We start from the raw sequence: 17,148 nt of genomic DNA, 5'->3' as shown, positions 1-17,148 counted from the left end.
TGTCACGCCGAAAGTCTCATGCAAGATACCGAGCGTTTCGGGTTTCTACTTGTTGTGGCGATAGGGGTTGAATAGCAGGTAATTCAAATGCCGATACAGATCGCTTTCGCTTAGCAGTTCAGCATGCTTCCCTTCCCCGACGAGTCGAGGCCCATTGAGCAGCACGACTCGGTCGGCGCTTCGCAGCGTTTGCAGTCGACGCGGAAGAATGATCACGAGGCTGCCGGATTGCTGCAGTCGTCGCAGGGCCGCTAAGCAGCGATCATCCGATAGGTGTTCCGCCGGAGGTGGCGGTTCGGCAGCTAGCACGATCGACGGTTTGTGCAGCAATGCTCGGGCAACGCCAACAGCATAGGTTGTTTCGATACCTAGCATCGCGTCACTAGCTGAAACAACGGTATTGAGTCCTTCGGGCAGTCGGAATAGTCGCTCGTAAACGTCGACTTCTTCGAGAGCCTTTACCATGTCACCGTTATTGATCGACGTGTCGTTTCCACGCAAGTTCTCTTCGATCGTCCCGTCATAGATGGGGCCGTCGGGCCCGATCCACATCACGTTCTTGGCAAGAGCTTGCGGATGAATATCACGCAAGTTGATTCCGTCGATCGTTATTCGGCCTTCGTTTGGCATTCCGAAGCCCATCAACAATTCCAATAGCGCCTGAGTGGCGACGGAATCCGTGCCGAGCATGGCGACCAGTGACCCCGGAGTGAATTTCAAGCTCAAGTGGCGAAGGATTGCATCACCCGTGATGTCCCCCAGCGTCACGTCTTGAATATCGACACTTTCGCGAAGCTTCGCCAAGCCAACGCGTTGCTCACTTGGTGCGGCGTCACCGCTTCGCTGCAGGTAGTGATAAATGGAATTGCTTGCTTCCGAGCTGACCGTAAGTTGATTGCTTAAGGACATCAACCTTCCCGCCGCCGCCACGGTCGCTCCCAAAGCCAAACCGATCACCAATGCAGACGGAAGGCTCAGCCCGGCGTCAACATTCACCGCAAGACCGGAAACGAGTACCGCGATCGAAGCGGAAATGGCGAGGAAGAGCAAAGGCCATATTCGAGCGAGACGATGATCTTCATCTTCAATTCGTCGGTACAGCGATTCAAGCTCGGAAGCAAAGGCTTGATCCGAGAGTCCTTCGCTTTGCAAACGTGCATGCAGCGGAGCCTGTCCGACTAGTTCCGCCATACGTGCGCGTGCTCGGGGAACTTCCCAACGGATTCGATCGGAATCGTCGTTACGACGCAGTTGGCGAACCAGTCTGGCGATGAGCACACCGCTGACCACGGCAACCATCGCGAGCCAAACATTAACTAGCAGTGCCAAGGCGACACAGCCGACTAGCGTGATGACGCTGCGTGGCACGGCGCGGTACCAAAGCGATAACCCTCGCTGCAATTGCGGCAAGTGTTCGCCAATCAAATGATTCGCTTGCACCGCTTGGGCAGCGGCACCTTCGACCTCGGCTCGTCGCAGGCTTTGTTTTAGGATCTGCTGATGCAGCGATTTGGTGATCGACCGAGCCCTCGCGTCCGCGGACAACCGGTGTAGCCAAATGGCTAGTGAGAACACGGTGGAAACCAATAGCGAGATGCCAACGAGTTCAAACAATTGGACCAGTGGGCTTTGACTCGCGAATGCCTCGCTTACGGGAACCCAGCAGTGAGTCCCCAATCGCACCACACCGCTGGTCAGACCACCGGAATTGAGCAGCACGGCTATGAGTCCGACAAGCACCACTAGCACGGGGACCAAAAGTCCCGCCAGTGTGGCCCAGACATAACCGAAGAACGAACCCGAGGCGGCGGGTTCGTGACGCGCTTTGGCGAGTGTGCCTATTCGACTCAACCTTGTCGGCTCCAAAAATTCAAATGTCTACCGGCGCCACACGACTTTGCGAATGCAGATGATTCGCAAAAACTGAACTGGCGTGATGGAAGAAGGGAAGAGAACCGAGAGACAGTCAGCCCCATTTAGGCAAGGTCTCGGTCCTCGAATATCAACATCGCCAGCATCCAAACGGCGATGACGAAACATACAAGATAGTTAAAAGCGCCGGGCAAGTAGATCGCCGGGATCGGTTTTGCCGCATCTATCGCCGCCTGAACGTTAAAAGTGTTCAAATTTGGCACGATCACAGCGATCAGCTTCCCTACAAATCCCACCAATTCGTTGTTTCCTTTGGTCGATGCGACCAGCGGCGAGGTCAAATTGCCTATCAAATAGACCACGAAACAGGTGATGAAATTGGCCAGCAATGGTAGACGCGTGGCCAGGGCTACGGCGATGGCTCCCACCGCCATCGTTTGCATAAAGTAAAGACCCAGCACGGGGACCGTCGTGATCACCTCGTCAAAGCTAAGTTGCCACGTCGTTGCGGCTCGGGTGGTTTCGCGAGCGTCGTAAATCGGCTTGTAGCTGATCACGATCAACAGCACTGCCGCGATGATCGCAAACAACACCAGGACTGCCATCATGATTCCCGCGTACTTGCCCAGGATGAACGATCGCCGGCTGACGGGTTTGCTAAGCACGGTCAATGCGGTCCGGCCTTCGATTTCGTCGCTTACCGTTGTGCCCGCGCTCCAGACCGTCTGCAACATTCCCAGTACCATGATGATGGTAACGCCGGAATCTTTCAGCAGACGAATGTCATCGCCCAAGGTGTTGAAAGGATAGAAACCAAACAGGATAACTCCGAAGAGTCCCAGTCCCATTAGCAACAGGTAAAGCGGTTGCCCCATTTCGTTTTTGGCTGTTGAAATCGCAAGAGCCCAAACGCGTGGTGCTGCTTGTCGAAACGCCACCATGAACGAGACGAACACGAACGTGGCGATTGAAATACCAAGCAAGGACGCGACTTCGGGAATCGCCGGTAGCGACTTCAGCGTGAAGGTGACTTCCGCGGGGTCCACTTCGCGGTTCTGAATGTGCAAGCGACTTGGGTCGCCTGGGATTGGTGCAGCCGCATCATCAGCCGCACGGTACGAAAGCGGTTCATCCGCACTGACTTCGATGGGTGACTTTGAAAACGCACGCGTGTCACTCGAATCAGCTATCAAGACTTTGCGATTCGTCTTGATGGTCATCTCGGACAAATTGCGAAGTGAATAGATCTCGTTGGCTGGGACAAACGGAGCCAAGTCAGGATCCACTTCACCGTTGCCGGGCACCGTAACGGTAAAGGACGACGTCCCATCACCGATTAGATTCACCGCTGGCAGCGATTCGAGGAACGCTTTGGGCTCGTTCACCAATGGCGTCGAAGCTAGGCCAATTACCACAAACAAACCTGCAACGCTAAGCACGTATGGCATGATGCCTTCGGACGGCAATAGCTTCCAATCGCCACGAGTCCGATGCCACATTCCGTAGACCGTGGCAAAACCTAAGATCGCGCCGATGGTAATCAGAGGAAGGTACAAAAAGTGAGCGAATTCAGGGTCCGCCGCCATGGGAACATACGCGGCACAAAGACCGGCAGCGATTAGTCCGCCGACGATCAGCGAAGCCGTGATGCCGCGGCGAGGTGAGTCCGCCAAATGTCCCAGTGGCGGTATGAACGACAGGATCGCCAACACGCCGTAGAAAACCAACGCCATCAGAGCACCGAGCAACAGCGCCATCGCGATCACCCAGATCGGTGTCAGGAACGACGGCAGCCAACTCATCACCTGGCCAAAGACAAGACCATCCAGCATGCCGCTGATGATTCCTGGGCACGAGGCTGAGAGGTCCGAGAAAAGCGAAGGTACCGCGAGGCCAGTCATCATGAGTTAAAGCCGATTCGACGAACAGCAAAAAGTTGTATCGCCGCATCACAGACACGGCTTCCGATGTCGAGATTACGCAGTGAGCAAGGAAACGGTTTGCTCGCAAACGCGGATTCTTCAGACAATTGTGGGCCTACGCGGCTCAACCTTGCATCAATTGGCGGACCGAATCAGGGATCGGTACCTTGGTGAGGCCGGAAGTGTCCAGACGACAGCAGACCGCCGTCAGGGTGCCTTTGGCGATCGGCGTTTCGTCTCGCGAGAAGTCAAATCCGTACTGGACGCTTGAATTGCCAACTTTAAGAACGCTAACGTTGATCGCAAGAATATCTTCGAAACGGGCGGCCGCGAGGTAATCGCAGGTCGCTGCCACTCGGGGCCACGTGACGTCATTGGGGCCACGTTCGCGAGGCATCACCGACATGCCCCAAGACCGAAGCAACTCGTGCTCGGCGGATTCCATCATCGGGAAAAACGCGGAAAAGTGCATGATTCCCGCCGCATCGGTATCACGAAACTCGACACGGCGCGTGGTGGACAACATGAGCACTAGGTTTTTCCAGGGACCAGATCGACTTCGATCCGACTCGCCCAAGTTGGCTTGCCGGATCTGACGTCTCTGGCTTGGTTCTTACTCGCCAACGTATGGCAGAAGTGCCATGAAGCGAGCTCGCTTGACCGCAGCACTAACGGCGTGCTGGCTGGCGGCGGTACAACCACTCTTGCGACGACCGACGATTCGGCCTTGGCGATTGACCATCTTGCGGAGCAATTCAACGTCCTTGAAATCGACATACATAGGACGTGGGCGGTGGCCATCGACGAAGATCGGATCTTTCTTCTTCGTACGGCTGCGGACGCGACTTCTTTTGCGAGCACGACTACGCGTGCTCATAGGACGGGGTGCCATGAGGGCCTTTCGGAGTACCAGGCGAACGGACTAAACGGCCGGCAAATCAATCGCCGGCTCGCCAAAACGAACGGGGATTATGGGGAACAGCAGCGAAATGGGCAAGAGGTTCCAAGCTACAATTCCAACGCTCCCGTACTGTCGGCAAAGCTTTCCATCGGCACGCCGACTTTGTTGAGCAGGGTTAAATGCAAATTTGCCAGAGGTTCTTCGCCCTCGAATAGCATATGTCGACCTCCCTGCATCCGTCCGGCAGCCCCACCGGCGACCAAAATCGGTAAATCGTGATGATTATGAGCATCAGGGTCGCCCATTCCGCTGCCGTACATGTAAAGCGAATGGTCCAGCAGCGTGCCGTCGCCTTCCGGGGTGGCTCCCATTTTCTCTAAGAACTCAGCAAAAAGCTGGACATGGAATTGGTTGATTTTGGCAACCTTGGCCAGCTTTTCCGGATTCCCGCCATGGTGAGTGACCGGGTGATGTGGCTCGGGAACGCCGATTTCAGGATAAGTCCGAGTGCTCGCCTCACGCGCTAGTTGAAAGGTGACGATGCGAGTGATGTCGCCTTGGAACGCCAACAGTTGCAGGTCGAACATCAACCGAGCATGGTCAGCAAACGCAACCGGAACGCCCACTGGTCGATCCAGATCGGGAAGCGGATTGTCCTTTGCCGTTCGTTCGGCATGCTCGATTCGCCGCTCGACCTCACGAATACTCTCGAGGTACTGGTCGACCTTATTGCGATCACTGGCGCCAAGCCGTCCTTGAAGTCGTTTGATTTCCGTGGTCACCGAATCGAGCAGGCTCGCACGCTTCTGCAATGCCGATTGTCGTTGCTCGGGAGTTCCACCTTCACCGAACATGGACTCAAACACGATTCGCGGGTGTGCCTCCGATGGCAAGGGTGTGTTGTCGGACGACCACGACAAGTTGTTTTGATAGACGCATGCGTAACCATTGTCGCACTGCCCTACCGTCGAAAGCAGGTCCATCGACAACTCAAGCGAGGGTAACTGAGTTTGATGTCCAAAGTGCTTGGCGGCGATTTGATCGACGGTGATGCCGAGTGAGTAGTCGCTGCTTTCGGTCAATTTTGCTTGAGCGGCGCTTAAGAACGCCGCGTTGGATGTTGCGTGGGATCCGGGATACGCGTTTTGCAAATCCATTCCCGAAATCACGGTAACTTGTTCTTTGACGGCTTCGAGCGGTGATAAGCTCGATGGCAAGTTTTCAAGAGTCTCGCCCTGCGGTGTCCATTCCTTCGGGTTGTATCCCATTGGTACATAGATGTATCCGACGCGGCGAAGGTTTTCTGCCGCTGCGGGCGTTGCTGCAGTAGCGGTCATAGACGGCACCATCGCGTCGAGCAACGGCAAGCCAATCGCAGTTCCCATGCCTCGCAAAAGTGTTCGTCGCGACAACGAACGCTTGCGAATGACGCTACCAAAACTAGACGTTGTTGAGTGATCACTCATCATCGGTTTCTCCGCGGACGTTTGACTCTTGGTTTGGGCTGCGTTTAAGAAACGCGTCACTTGCAACGATCGCTTGAATGATTGACGAAAATTGGTACTCGTTTGCTCTTGATGATGCGACCACGTTTCGTATCGTCGCTGCATCGCGATAGTCAACGCCTCTACCGAGTCCAAATGTCATCAACTTTTCGGCCATGGCCGAAACGAACTGGTCGGGATTCCCTAGCAGGCTTGCTTCAAGATCACCGACACCGGTCACGGGCGTGCCATCGGGTAGTACGCCCGAAGCGTCGACCGCTAAGTCACCATCATAAGCTCTCCAGCGTCCCACCGCATCAAATCGATCGAGTGCAAACCCGACCGGATCGATCAGATCGTGGCAACTCGCGCATGCCGAGTCGCTTCGATGCAATGCCAACCGTTCGCGTACCGTTTCCGCGATCGTAGCAGACTTCTCCTTGAGGGCTGGTACGTTTGGCGGTGGGGGAGGCGGTGGCGTGCCAAGCAGATTCTTGAGCACCCAATTGCCGCGAATCGTAGGCGAGGTTCGCGTCGCGTATGAGGTCACCGACAAGATACTGCCCTGTCGAAGCAAGCCGCCACGACGAGCTTTTTCCGGTGTGGGATCGTCGCGTAAGCTGACTTCGCGAAAGTGGTTTCCCCTAATCCCCGCGATTCCGTAGTGCTTGGCCAGTCGATCGTTCAAAAAAGTGATGTCGCTGTCGATTAACTTCAAGACGCTCAGGTCATGCTTCTTCACGTGTTCAAAAAGCAATTCTGTCTCGCGACGAAACGCCCGGCGAAGGTTCTCGTCAAAGTCGGGGAACTGACGCAAATCAGGAGCGATCGAATCCAGGTTTCGCAGGTGCAACCACTGGCTTGCGAAATTATTCACCAAGCTATCGGATTTGGGGTCGGCCAACATGCGGTGAACCTGATGCCGCAAGATTTCCGGTTCGTGCAACCGTTTGGCCTTCGCCAAGTCCAACAGTTCAGCGTCCGGAATGCTTGACCACAAGAAGAACGACAACCGCGTGGCGAGTTCTTGGTCGCTAATTGGCTCCGCAGCGACGTCTTGTTGAACTTCCGCCTCGGTTCGCAAGAAAAAGTGAGGGTTGACGAGAATCGACGAAAGCGCGGTTTCGATTCCCATGTCAAACCGAATTCGCCAGCGATCTTGGTTCAGGCTTGTGACCTTAGCCTGCTGGTTCGTCGTGATGTTCGTTTCGATTGCGTTCCGGAAAAACTGCATCGGCACGACAACATCAGCAGGCTCGATTTCCCGTCGATAGGCAGATCGCATGATAGGACGCAAGATTCCTTCCGCGATCGCCATTTGTTCGTCAACCGATGGTTGAGCCGATTCCAGTGCTTCTAAGTGATTGCCGAAAATCTTATCGCGACTGATTGTGGTTGGCGTTTCATGGGTTGCTTCCGAAGCAGGGCTCTCGTCAAGAAGCGGACCGTATACCGAAACTTCAAAGATCGCCGGTTGCTGCCGCGGGTGTCGATGGCGATTGTACGCGGCATCAAAGGGTTGACGTTTAATCTCGACGAGTGAATCGCCTTGGCTAACAAAGGTGACGGCAAGGTCGTGCTGTCCCGCATCAATGTTCACCCTGGATTTCAAATTGGTATCAACATGCGTGTAGTCTTTGCCGTCTTTCGGTGGGAACACGGAAATGCGATCGCGACGATCACGGTCCACAAGCACATCGATATCGTGTTTCTGAAAAAGCCCTTCCACCATTTCGTCTCGGTCGCGAGTCAAGCGAATCGCGACCTCGTACACGCCTGACTCGGCAAACGTATGGCGGATGTTGACTCCACCCCGTGTTCCCAACGGCAATCCGTCGAGGTGATGTTCTTGAGTCAAGTCCGCTGGCAAACGGACGGTCATTCCCATTGGAATTCCCGTTGGCCGGGCCACCGCAATTCGGGCAACGTGCTGAGCCGCCGTTAGGTAGCGGCTTACCAATGCCGGCGAAAGCTCTCGCGTGGTAATGTTGTCGAATCCCTGGCTCGATTCATCGGCCGGCAGCCAATCAGCCGCCGCAATCTCGATGGATAGCAAGTCGCGGATCGAGTTTTGATACTCGGTGCGAGTGAGTCGGCGTAGCGTATCGACTCGCGGAACCGCAGGATTGAGCCGGGCAGCATGATCAAGGACGTCACCGAGTTCGTGAGTGACACGCGTATAGGTTTCGTCGTCAGGGCGAGAATTACTGTCGTGACTCGGCGGCGGCATTTGGCGTGACGCTACGCGCTTGAAGACAAGCTCCATTTTTGCCCGCTCGTCGTGATGTTCGGCCGGTGATTGTGCGAGTCGGGCGAGGTCAACGCTGTCGAGATCGAAGTCTGCGGCGGGGGCGTCGGATGAGTGACATTCCAGGCAATGGTTGCCGAAGAAGTCCTCGATATTGTCCAGCTTTTGCTGGAAATCCGTAGGTAAAGTACGGTCAACGTTGGGTTCTGCGGACTGGGAATCTTTCACGCCGAGCTGAAGTAACAGTACGGCGAGTGCCCAGTGAAGGTGCGACCAAACAACGGTAGGAGTTGATTTTGCCATGGAGCCATTGTAGCCCATTTTAAACTCGCAAGCCGCAAATCTCTGACCATAAAATGAGTCAGTGGTTGCCGCCAGCAGGTTCGCCTTGCCGCAGCGAGGCGGCATGATTGAGGACCAATTGTTTGACCGCGACTCGGCCGAGTCCTGGCGGCAGGTATTGGTCGAACGAATGATTGACGATCGCTGCATTGTCCTCCGGTGTGATCGGCTGAAAGTGCGATCGAAGATTCCCGGTCTTATCGGTCAACACGTCAATCGAAAGCGAAGGTGAGCCCGATGCAAAGTCAAAATCATCAAGGTCAAGCCAACGCTGCGACGATGATGCTTCGGTCTGAAAGGTCAATCGGCGATGCTTAGGTTGGTAAAGAAGGCTCCATCGCGTCAAGCTATCCTGCGATACATCGTCGAGTACGCAGAATGCTTGAGTTGACGCGGTATCTAGATCTGGCGATTGTTGGACGTCTTGAATACTGCAAACGGCCTGACCATAGCGAGAAGTCGGAGATCCCGAGTACGCCTTTTGTTCGCTCTCGATGTCAGTATTGGCGAGGGCGCAGTGAGTCGCCTCGGGGCCTCGTCGAACGACCGGTTTGCCATTCATGAACTCGACGATCGCAACTCCGCCGGACGCGTCGGTGACGAAGTAGTGGACTCGTTCGATATTGGGGATCAATGGCAACGGAAGCACACTGTCCAAGCTCGCGATGACTTCATCGACGCTCGACGCCGTGTCGAGTTGATACTGCACCCACTGGATCACGTTGACCGTATCACGGTCGTGCGCCGTCGCAGAGGGAAACTCCGCTGACTTAAGTTGCAACAAATCGACCGTAAGTCCCGCTTCGTTCATTCCGGCGAACGGTATGCCGCGACCGAATTGAGTTAGCGAAACGCTGCCGAATTTGGACGTCCACTTCGCCGGTCGTATCGGGGTCAGTGCGGTGCGGTTCAGCCCCCGAGGTTCGATGATGACGAGGCCTTCACCGAACAACCAATCGTGGTTTCTGGCAACTAAGTAGTCTTCGCCAACCTGATAGCGAACAACGGTACAGGCGATCGCAGTTCCCGAAACGAGAATTGCGACTCCTACCATGAAGGTCACCAAGACCGTTCGGATTGATGACTTTCGCATAAGGCTGCCTTCGTCGAAGAATGAACGTTTTCACTCCGCAGCCTATGTCAACTCGGCAAGCTATGTCAACGGAATGGGGCTGTCGCAGAGTTGTTGCCAGAGTGCTTCGAGCGATTCGTTTGTGCTTCGCTGGCTGCGATCGATCACAATCCAAGGACGTGCCCGCCGAATCACACCCTTTTCTAAGAAATCACCGAACAATCGCAAACGCAGCAGCATGTCGGTCGAATGATTGGTTGTGAACGGATGATCCTCGGGCGGCAACAAGATCGACGTGGTCGAAGTTCCGACCGCGGTTGAAATCGGAGCGGTACCAGATCCGGTAACATCGTCTTTACCATAGGGATCCGATGGGACGATCGAATCGATGTCGTGACAAGCACATTCGACGTCTAGCTTGGGATGTGAATCGAGCAAGTCGGTTTGCACCGATAGGCAACATTCCATCACCAACGTGCTGGGAGTCGATTCGATGATGTCGAGGACTATCCGAAGCGCGTAAGACGAATCCGCTTGCGGGTAATTGATGTGCCACTGGTCGCCGCGAACAAATTGCTCGCCAGCGGTGGGTAGCTTGTCCTCGCCAACGGGAGCAATCGCGAAACGAGTGTCATTTGCATTGCCGGCGGTGATGCCATGTTGTCCACCGCGGGCGTCGAACTGCAATTCGCCATGGGCGTCGGACCAAGTCGCACATCCAATATTTGCATCTTGTTGGTCGTCAGTTTTCCACATCGCGATCTTCCATTAGGTGTCGTCAGCCGCATGTTGCCAAGCCACATGCGGCTGCGAACGAGAATACCAGATTTGCCTAGGACGCGTATTCAGCGTTAAAGAAATCCTTGCTCTTGTCGACGTCGGGGTTGATCGTGCGACTGCCTTCTTTCCAGTCTGCAGGGCAAACTTCGCCGTTCTTTTCGAAGTACTGGAGAGCTTGGACCATTCGAAGAGCTTCGTCGACACTGCGGCCGAGCGGCAAATCGTTAACAACTTGGTGCCGAACAACGCCTTCTTTGTCGATCAGGAATAAACCGCGAAGAGCGACGCCGCCATCAAGCAGCACGTCGTAGTCTCGTGAAATCTGCTTGTTCAAGTCGGCAACCAATGGGTAGGCCGTTTTGCCAATGCCGCCAACGTTGCGATCGGTGTTGGTCCATGCCAAGTGAGTGAAGTGGCTGTCGATCGAAACGCCGATGATTTGCACGCCAAGTTTGGCAAAGTCGTCGTTGCGATCGCTGAAAGCGATGATTTCAGTGGGGCAAACGAACGTGAAGTCGAGTGGCCAGAAAAACAGCAACACGTACTGGCCTTTGTAATCGCTCAGCGAAATCTCTTTGAACTGCCCGTCGGGCATCACGGCTTGAGCTTTGAAATCGGGAGCTTGTTGGGTTACCAGAACACTCATGGGAAACTTCGTTGCGATCGAGTCAAGAATTGGAAAGTTGCAAATTGTAAATATTCAGTCGCATGGTTTCGCACCTCGCGAGGCTTCACTATTGGTACGAAGTCAAATTCGGGCAACCCGGTCATACGAAATGTCGCAGGGAATTCTCAGCCCTTGCCAGCCTGGCGAGCCTCCACGGTGCCCCCGTAAATCTCATGACCGACAAGGGTTACCATTCCAAACATCAGCGGCAGAAGATAATACAAGGTGCGAAACATCAGCAGCGACGCCAGCAGCGGGCCAGCACCCACAGAATCGTTAAGTAACTTCGCCAATATCACCTCAAGTACGCCAAGTCCGCCCGGAACCTGGGTGATCATCGAAACAGCGATTCCCACCAAATAGGCCGACAATACCGTAGAAAATGGCACTAAGGCGTCCTCAGGCAACACTAAGTACAACGCAGTGGCAGAGATCAGCAGGTCCACTGCCGCGACCGAAGCCTGGACGGACATCAATCCCGGTTCAGGCAGTCGCAGGTGTAGCTTGCCAATCGGCCACGGCTTCTTCCAAACCGAACACACGATCAAGTAGCCGATCGCCAACGAAAGAAGGATTACCCCAAGGGTCCGGGTTCCAAAGGGCAACGGTACGTTTTCGGGCAAGTCAATTGGAAACGCCACCAACACGACACCACCAAGGAACCAAAGTCCGCTCCAAAACGTGAGGCCGAGGATTGCGATCAAAACCACGATCTGGCTGGCCGAGAGTCCCCAACGCGTATAAAAGCGAAATCGTATCGGAGCTCCTGCTAAGAAGGTGCCCAGGTTGTTTCCCAGCGAAAATCCCAAAAACGAAACCAGGGCGACCCGCCGTAGTGGCAGCGATCGGCACAGGTAACGCAGCGCCAATAAGTCGTAAGCGGTTAGCAATCCATAGTTCAGAGCGATGAGGAATGCGGAAAAGCAAAGGTACAGCGGCGGAACACTCAGTAGCGCTGCCTTGAACTCGGCAAAGCTGACGCCTTCGGCCACCTGATAAAGCAGGTGGACGGCAAAGCTGAACACTATGAGGCCACACAAGGGGCCCGCCCATCGACGAACGTGGTGAAGCAGAGCAGTACGATTGGTAGCGTTCAAAACAGCATCACCGTCGTGAAATGAGGCAAGACGATGAGATTGTCCCGGCTTACCCAGGTTTCATCTAGCCCGTATGAGCAACGAAACTTCCGGCCGCGAAACCAGTCGCGGCCAGATTGCAGCGAACCGCTTGGTCAAACATGCCGGCTACTTGTTCCTTTGCTTTCCGCACGGAATAGCTCGATCATCTTCTCGTCAGTCGCCTTGGTGCTGGTTCCTTCCCGATCGAACGCACGTTTTGTCCAGTTCCTTTGATTCGGCTACCTTGGCGACCTCCACGCGATCAGCCAAACTGACGTCTCTCCTGCGTTTCACTTTCTCTTTTGAGTGCTCATGAACACTAAACGTCACGAACTTGTCGTCTTAGGTGGCGGTCCTGCTGGATACGTTGCGGCCATCCGCGCAGCTCAGTTGGGCATCGACGTCGCTTGTATCGAGGAAAACGATCGTTTCGGCGGCACTTGCGTGCGAGTCGGCTGCATTCCCAGCAAGGCATTGCTCGAATCGAGCCATCTCTATCACGAGGCCCAGCACGGAATGTCGGCACACGGAATTTCCGTTGCTGATGTCAAGTTTGACCTCGCAAAGATGATGGAACGAAAGGTGAAGATCGTCGAAACGCTAACCGGCGGCATCGACATGCTTTTCAAAAAGAAGAATGTGACGCCCTATCGTGGCCGAGGAAAATTCCGCGACGTCAATACGATCGAGGTCACCGGTCAAGACAACGTGCAAATCGAAGCCGACCAAGTCCTGGTTTGTTCGGGTAGCCATCCAGCCAAGTTGCGCAGCGTCGAAGAGGATGGCGAACGGATCGGTAACAGCACCACGGCGTTGTCCTTCCCCGATGTGCCTAAGCGTCTAGTCGTTATCGGTGGCGGTTATATCGGTTTAGAACTCGGTAGCGTTTGGAATCGTTTGGGCAGCGAAGTCATTGTGCTTGAAGCGTTTGATCGCATCATGCCCGGCATTGATGGGGAACTCGCCTCGATCGCTCATCGGACCTTCAAAAAGCAAGGCATCGAAATCCGGTTGAAGACGTTCGTCGAGTCGGCCAAACGAAAAGGCGACAAGTGCATCGTCGCAATTAAGGACGGTGAACCAATCGAATGCGACCGAGTGCTCTTGGCGACCGGACGTACACCGGCAACGGCGGACTTGGGACTCGAAGCCATTGGGCTGGAAGTCGACAATCGAGGGTTCATTCCCGTAAGTGAGAACTACGAAACATCGGTCGAAGGAGTCTACGCGATCGGCGATTGCATTGGCGGCATGATGTTGGCGCACAAGGCGATGGAAGAAGCCATCGTTTGCGTGGAACGAATGGCGGGCATTCAAAGCCACATGAACTACGATGTCATTCCCGCGATCGTTTACACCCACCCCGAGATCGCGTCGGTAGGCAAAACCGAAGATGAACTTAAGGAAGCGGGAATCGAGTACAAGAAGGGTGTTTGCCCGTTCGGAGCCAACGGTCGCGCACGCACGCTTGGCGATGTTGATGGTCGCGTGAAAATTCTTGCTGACGCTTCAAACGATCGTGTCCTAGGCGTTCACATCATTGGCAATCGGGCAGGTGATTTGATCGCTGAAGCTGCAGCTGCGATGGAGTTCGGGGCCAGCAGCGAAGACATCGCTCGCACCTGCCATGCTCACCCGACGCTATCGGAAGCGGTTCACGAAGCGGCACTCGATGTCGACGACCGAGCGATTCACACTGCTTAAGAGACCGCTTAATACGCTTGCCGCTCAACACGGCACGCCCGCTTAAAACGCAGCGTCTTAGTCATAGTACGGAAGTCGCGATTGGCCAGCGAACGCAGGCTCGGTAATCCAGGTGAACCAGTTTTGAAACGCGTTTCTGGAAGTCAAAGATCAAAAACAAAAGTCTCGCCCGTCACTTTGACCGGCGAGACTTTTTTGTTTTCAGCGGCGGCGATTAGCTCGGCTGTTCGTTTCGAAATTCAGCCTGGGCTACATCGTTCGCGGTGACCGAATCACTGATCGGCATAGACCAATGTGCTTTCTTCCTTGGTCACCGGAACCGCTGCGCTGTCGCTCATCACGACGGCTTTCACGAGGTGGGTTCCAGGAGCAACGCCGCGGACTCGCAAGCGGTACTTCATCTCGGTTCCCGGTGCGAGCTGGCTTCTTGGTGGGAAGGCTACGATCCCGCGACCGTCGGTGCTCGCTTGTCCGCTGTCGCCATCGGCACTGATCAATTCCAATGCTGGAGGCAACTGCACTTGGACCTGCACGTTGGTGTCTGTTTTAGATCCGCTGTTGTTGACCGTGATCTCGTAGGATGATTCAGCCCCAATTTCGATTGGTCCGCCGGGGTTGATGATCTGGAAACTAAGATCAGCGAGCCCTTCAACGGTGACTTTGTGCTCGTTTCGAGCCATCGTGTTCAGATCCGCTCTTGCGTCGACGGTGATGGCCCGATTGCCCTCTTCGATGGGAAGCAAGGTTAGCGGAACGGTCGCTGGTGAACCGGCGGGCAGCGAGGCGAGCGACCAATAAACCGCATGGCGTGAAGGGTCGTACTGGCCTTCGTAGTCCGTGCTGACGAACGTGAATCCACGATCGAGCGCGACCGAAATTTCGACGTTGGTAGCGTCGGCGGTGCCCGTGTTGACGACGGTCAATTGATACGTTGTTTGGTGTTCAAGGAAGCGACGCGATGGACCTTGAAGTTCAACTTCAAGGTTAGGAGCGACGACTTCGACATCGATGGTGTGTTCGGCGGTCAATCCGTCTTCGGATACCAAGCGAATCGTATTTCGGACCATACCGGGGCTTGCGGCCCGCAATCGCAGCACTTGTTGGCGTACTTCACCGGCGGCAAGTGTTCCGAGCATGTTGTCGAGTTGTCGGCCGCGCGGGTGTTCAAGTCCTTCGGGTACGTCTTCTTGTAAGGCAACGCCAGTCGCATCACCCGTGCCGGGGTTGGAAACTTCGAGTTCAATTTCGAGTTGTTGGCCGATCAGAACCTTCTCGGGTGCTCGTTGTACGATCTTCAATTCGGGACGAGTGCTAACCGTTCGCACGGACGCAGCGGCTTCGAATGTCACGCGTGCGACACTGCCCAGTTCACCTTCGGCCTCAGGAACCAGTTGCATGGTGACGGTACGTTCTTCGCCAGCCGACATTGCACCGAGTTGCCACATCAACAAGTCGCCTTGCATGACAGGTTCGGGGGAAGCATCCACTAGTCGCATGCCAGCGGGCACGCGGTCATGCACGGTCACGCCGAGTGCTTCGGCGCTGCCAACGTTTTGAACGTGAATAACAAAGGCGGCTGGTTTCCCAACTTTGACTTCGGCGGGGGCGCGTTTGTGAATGACCACGCTTGGAGATTGGATTCCCTCGAGGCGACGGTCGCCGGGGGATCCCGTGACGGTGTTTGGATCGATGTCCAACATGCCGGAATTATCGTATCCGCGTTGACCGTAAGTGTCCGCTGTGATTGCGGGCACGCTTTGCGGTGATGTCGGCAACGATGCCATGCGTGGCGGAGGTTGTTGTTGCAATTGTTGAAGCGGGCGACCGTACATGTCGGTTTGGCCAGCGAAACTCTGTGGCGGTGGTGCCAATGTTTGCTGGGCTAATTGTTGCTGAGCGTATGGTTGCTGCTGCAGGGGTTGCTGCTGCGGTTGTTGAGCGAGTGATTGAGGTGCCGGTTGCTGCATCGATTGACGATCCAACGATTCGGGACGCATCGGTTCTGGATACGACGATTCAGGCTCGTACGATTGCATCGCCGGCGGCGCCATGGAACGCAGTTCATTCATGGCGGTGTTGGGGTTTCGCAGGTCGTTGCTTGGGTTCGCGGTCATCGGCGAAGGTGCTGGTTCGGCATTGAACTCTTCTTGCGCCGGCGCCGCGGCGAAGGTGTTCATTTGCGGTGGCTCAGCGAGCGACAGGGTCGGAAGCGAATTTGCTTCGCCAGGTGTGGTTGTGAGCGGCTGCGGTTCCTCGATTGCATCGAGTTGATCAAGTTGGTTGGCGGGGCTTTCCGATGCGTAACCCATCGATAGGGAGCTTTCGGTCTGAACTTCCGGAGCGGTGGCGTCTTCCGAAATTCCCCAATTCACGGCAGGCGTTTCTTCCATGGTTTGCGCAGCGGGCTCTCCGAGACTTGCTGGCAATCCAGGCATGTCGAATCCGCCCGGTGCCGCCGGCATGTCTTCGGTGTGCTGGACCAGCACGACATCGCCCTTAGGCGGCGAAAATGCATTGGCGGCAAAATCCGCCAGCGAGTTTGAGGCGTTTTCGAGGTTCTCCGCTGGCTGCGAGATCCAAGAATCCTCGTTCATGCCAGCGATAGGCGCCGCAGGTTCACCGAGGGACGGAGCTTGGGCTGTCCAAGCTTGGGAGTCATTTTGTTTGTCTCTTTGGGCTAATGCAGCGGCATAAGCACCAAACAGGATCGTGACAATTCCGGCTGTGAGCCGTAGGCCGAACGATTTCATGGGTCGCATTCCTTCGCGAAGTAGTGGCCAAAACCATGGCTGACCTCTTCGTTATCAAATCTGCCTTCGGCGACGAAAGAGCAATCGTGAAACTACGCCAAGGATCTCCGTCAAATAGAGGATCTCCGTCAGATAAAGGATCGCCGTCAAATAGTTGTCGATGCCTTGGTAGGTCGAGGTCGCTGGTTGACTCGGGGGCGTCGAATGAAAGCAACTGGTGCCAGAGCGGCTGGCTTTCGGTGGCTTAGAATTTGGCGATTGGAAAATTCGGCGACTGGAAAATTTGGC

General features: G+C 55.2%; 12 protein-coding genes. 1 reads left to right on the top strand and 11 read right to left on the bottom strand.

Features of this window, described 5'->3' with window-relative positions; translation table 11 throughout:
* Positions 1–45: 45 nt before the first annotated feature.
* From Pla22_RS20745 to Pla22_RS20700, 10 genes are all read right to left on the bottom strand, one after another.
* Entirely contained in the window at positions 46–1,851 is a 1,806-nt protein-coding gene (locus Pla22_RS20745; protein WP_146516733.1) for an ATP-binding cassette domain-containing protein, read from the bottom strand.
* 125 nt (positions 1,852–1,976) lie between these two features.
* Positions 1,977–3,776: an ABC transporter permease subunit gene (locus Pla22_RS20740; protein WP_146516732.1), complete on the bottom strand. Its 1,800-nt coding sequence runs from the start codon at positions 3,774–3,776 to the stop codon at positions 1,977–1,979.
* A gap of 142 nt (positions 3,777–3,918) precedes the next feature.
* Positions 3,919–4,320, bottom strand: coding sequence for an acyl-CoA thioesterase (locus Pla22_RS20735; RefSeq protein WP_146516731.1), 402 nt, complete (start codon positions 4,318–4,320; stop codon positions 3,919–3,921).
* 87 nt (positions 4,321–4,407) lie between these two features.
* Positions 4,408–4,671: a 30S ribosomal protein S18 gene (gene rpsR / locus Pla22_RS25775; protein WP_146516730.1), complete on the bottom strand. Its 264-nt coding sequence runs from the start codon at positions 4,669–4,671 to the stop codon at positions 4,408–4,410.
* A 131-nt stretch (positions 4,672–4,802) separates the two neighbouring features.
* Positions 4,803–6,161 (bottom strand): DUF1552 domain-containing protein, encoded by a 1,359-nt coding sequence (locus tag Pla22_RS20725; protein ID WP_242632220.1) that lies wholly within the window; start codon positions 6,159–6,161, stop codon positions 4,803–4,805.
* A complete protein-coding gene (locus Pla22_RS20720; protein ID WP_146516729.1) occupies positions 6,154–8,730 on the bottom strand; it encodes a DUF1592 domain-containing protein in 2,577 nt (858 codons plus the stop codon). The genes Pla22_RS20725 and Pla22_RS20720 overlap by 8 nt, the downstream gene beginning before the upstream one ends.
* 58 nt (positions 8,731–8,788) lie before the next feature.
* Positions 8,789–9,862, bottom strand: a complete 1,074-nt coding sequence (locus Pla22_RS20715; protein WP_146516728.1) for a linear amide C-N hydrolase — start codon at positions 9,860–9,862, stop codon at positions 8,789–8,791.
* A 60-nt stretch (positions 9,863–9,922) separates the two neighbouring features.
* On the bottom strand, positions 9,923–10,597 hold the full coding sequence (locus Pla22_RS20710; RefSeq protein WP_146516727.1) for a hypothetical protein: 675 nt from the start codon (positions 10,595–10,597) through the stop codon (positions 9,923–9,925).
* 76 nt (positions 10,598–10,673) lie between these two features.
* The gene (locus Pla22_RS20705) at positions 10,674–11,267 is read right to left on the bottom strand and encodes a peroxiredoxin (protein WP_146516726.1); all 594 of its coding nucleotides are present in this window, start codon (positions 11,265–11,267) and stop codon (positions 10,674–10,676) included.
* Positions 11,268–11,413: 146 nt separating this feature from the next.
* A complete protein-coding gene (locus Pla22_RS20700) occupies positions 11,414–12,313 on the bottom strand; it encodes a lysylphosphatidylglycerol synthase domain-containing protein (RefSeq protein ID WP_242632219.1) in 900 nt (299 codons plus the stop codon).
* 405 nt (positions 12,314–12,718) lie between these two features.
* Between Pla22_RS20700 and lpdA the strand changes: the two genes are divergently transcribed.
* Positions 12,719–14,110: a dihydrolipoyl dehydrogenase gene (lpdA, locus tag Pla22_RS20695; RefSeq protein WP_146516725.1), complete on the top strand. Its 1,392-nt coding sequence runs from the start codon at positions 12,719–12,721 to the stop codon at positions 14,108–14,110.
* Between the two features lie 272 nt (positions 14,111–14,382).
* Here the strand turns inward: lpdA and Pla22_RS20690 are convergent, their stop codons facing one another.
* Entirely contained in the window at positions 14,383–16,860 is a 2,478-nt protein-coding gene (locus Pla22_RS20690) for a hypothetical protein (RefSeq protein WP_242632218.1), read from the bottom strand.
* Positions 16,861–17,148: the final 288 nt, after the last annotated feature.

This window comes from Rubripirellula amarantea (genome assembly GCF_007859865.1).
GTDB lineage: Bacteria > Planctomycetota > Planctomycetia > Pirellulales > Pirellulaceae > Rubripirellula > Rubripirellula amarantea.
The sequence above is the reverse complement of the archived record's forward strand: the minus strand, read 5'-3'. Positions and strand labels throughout refer to the sequence as shown.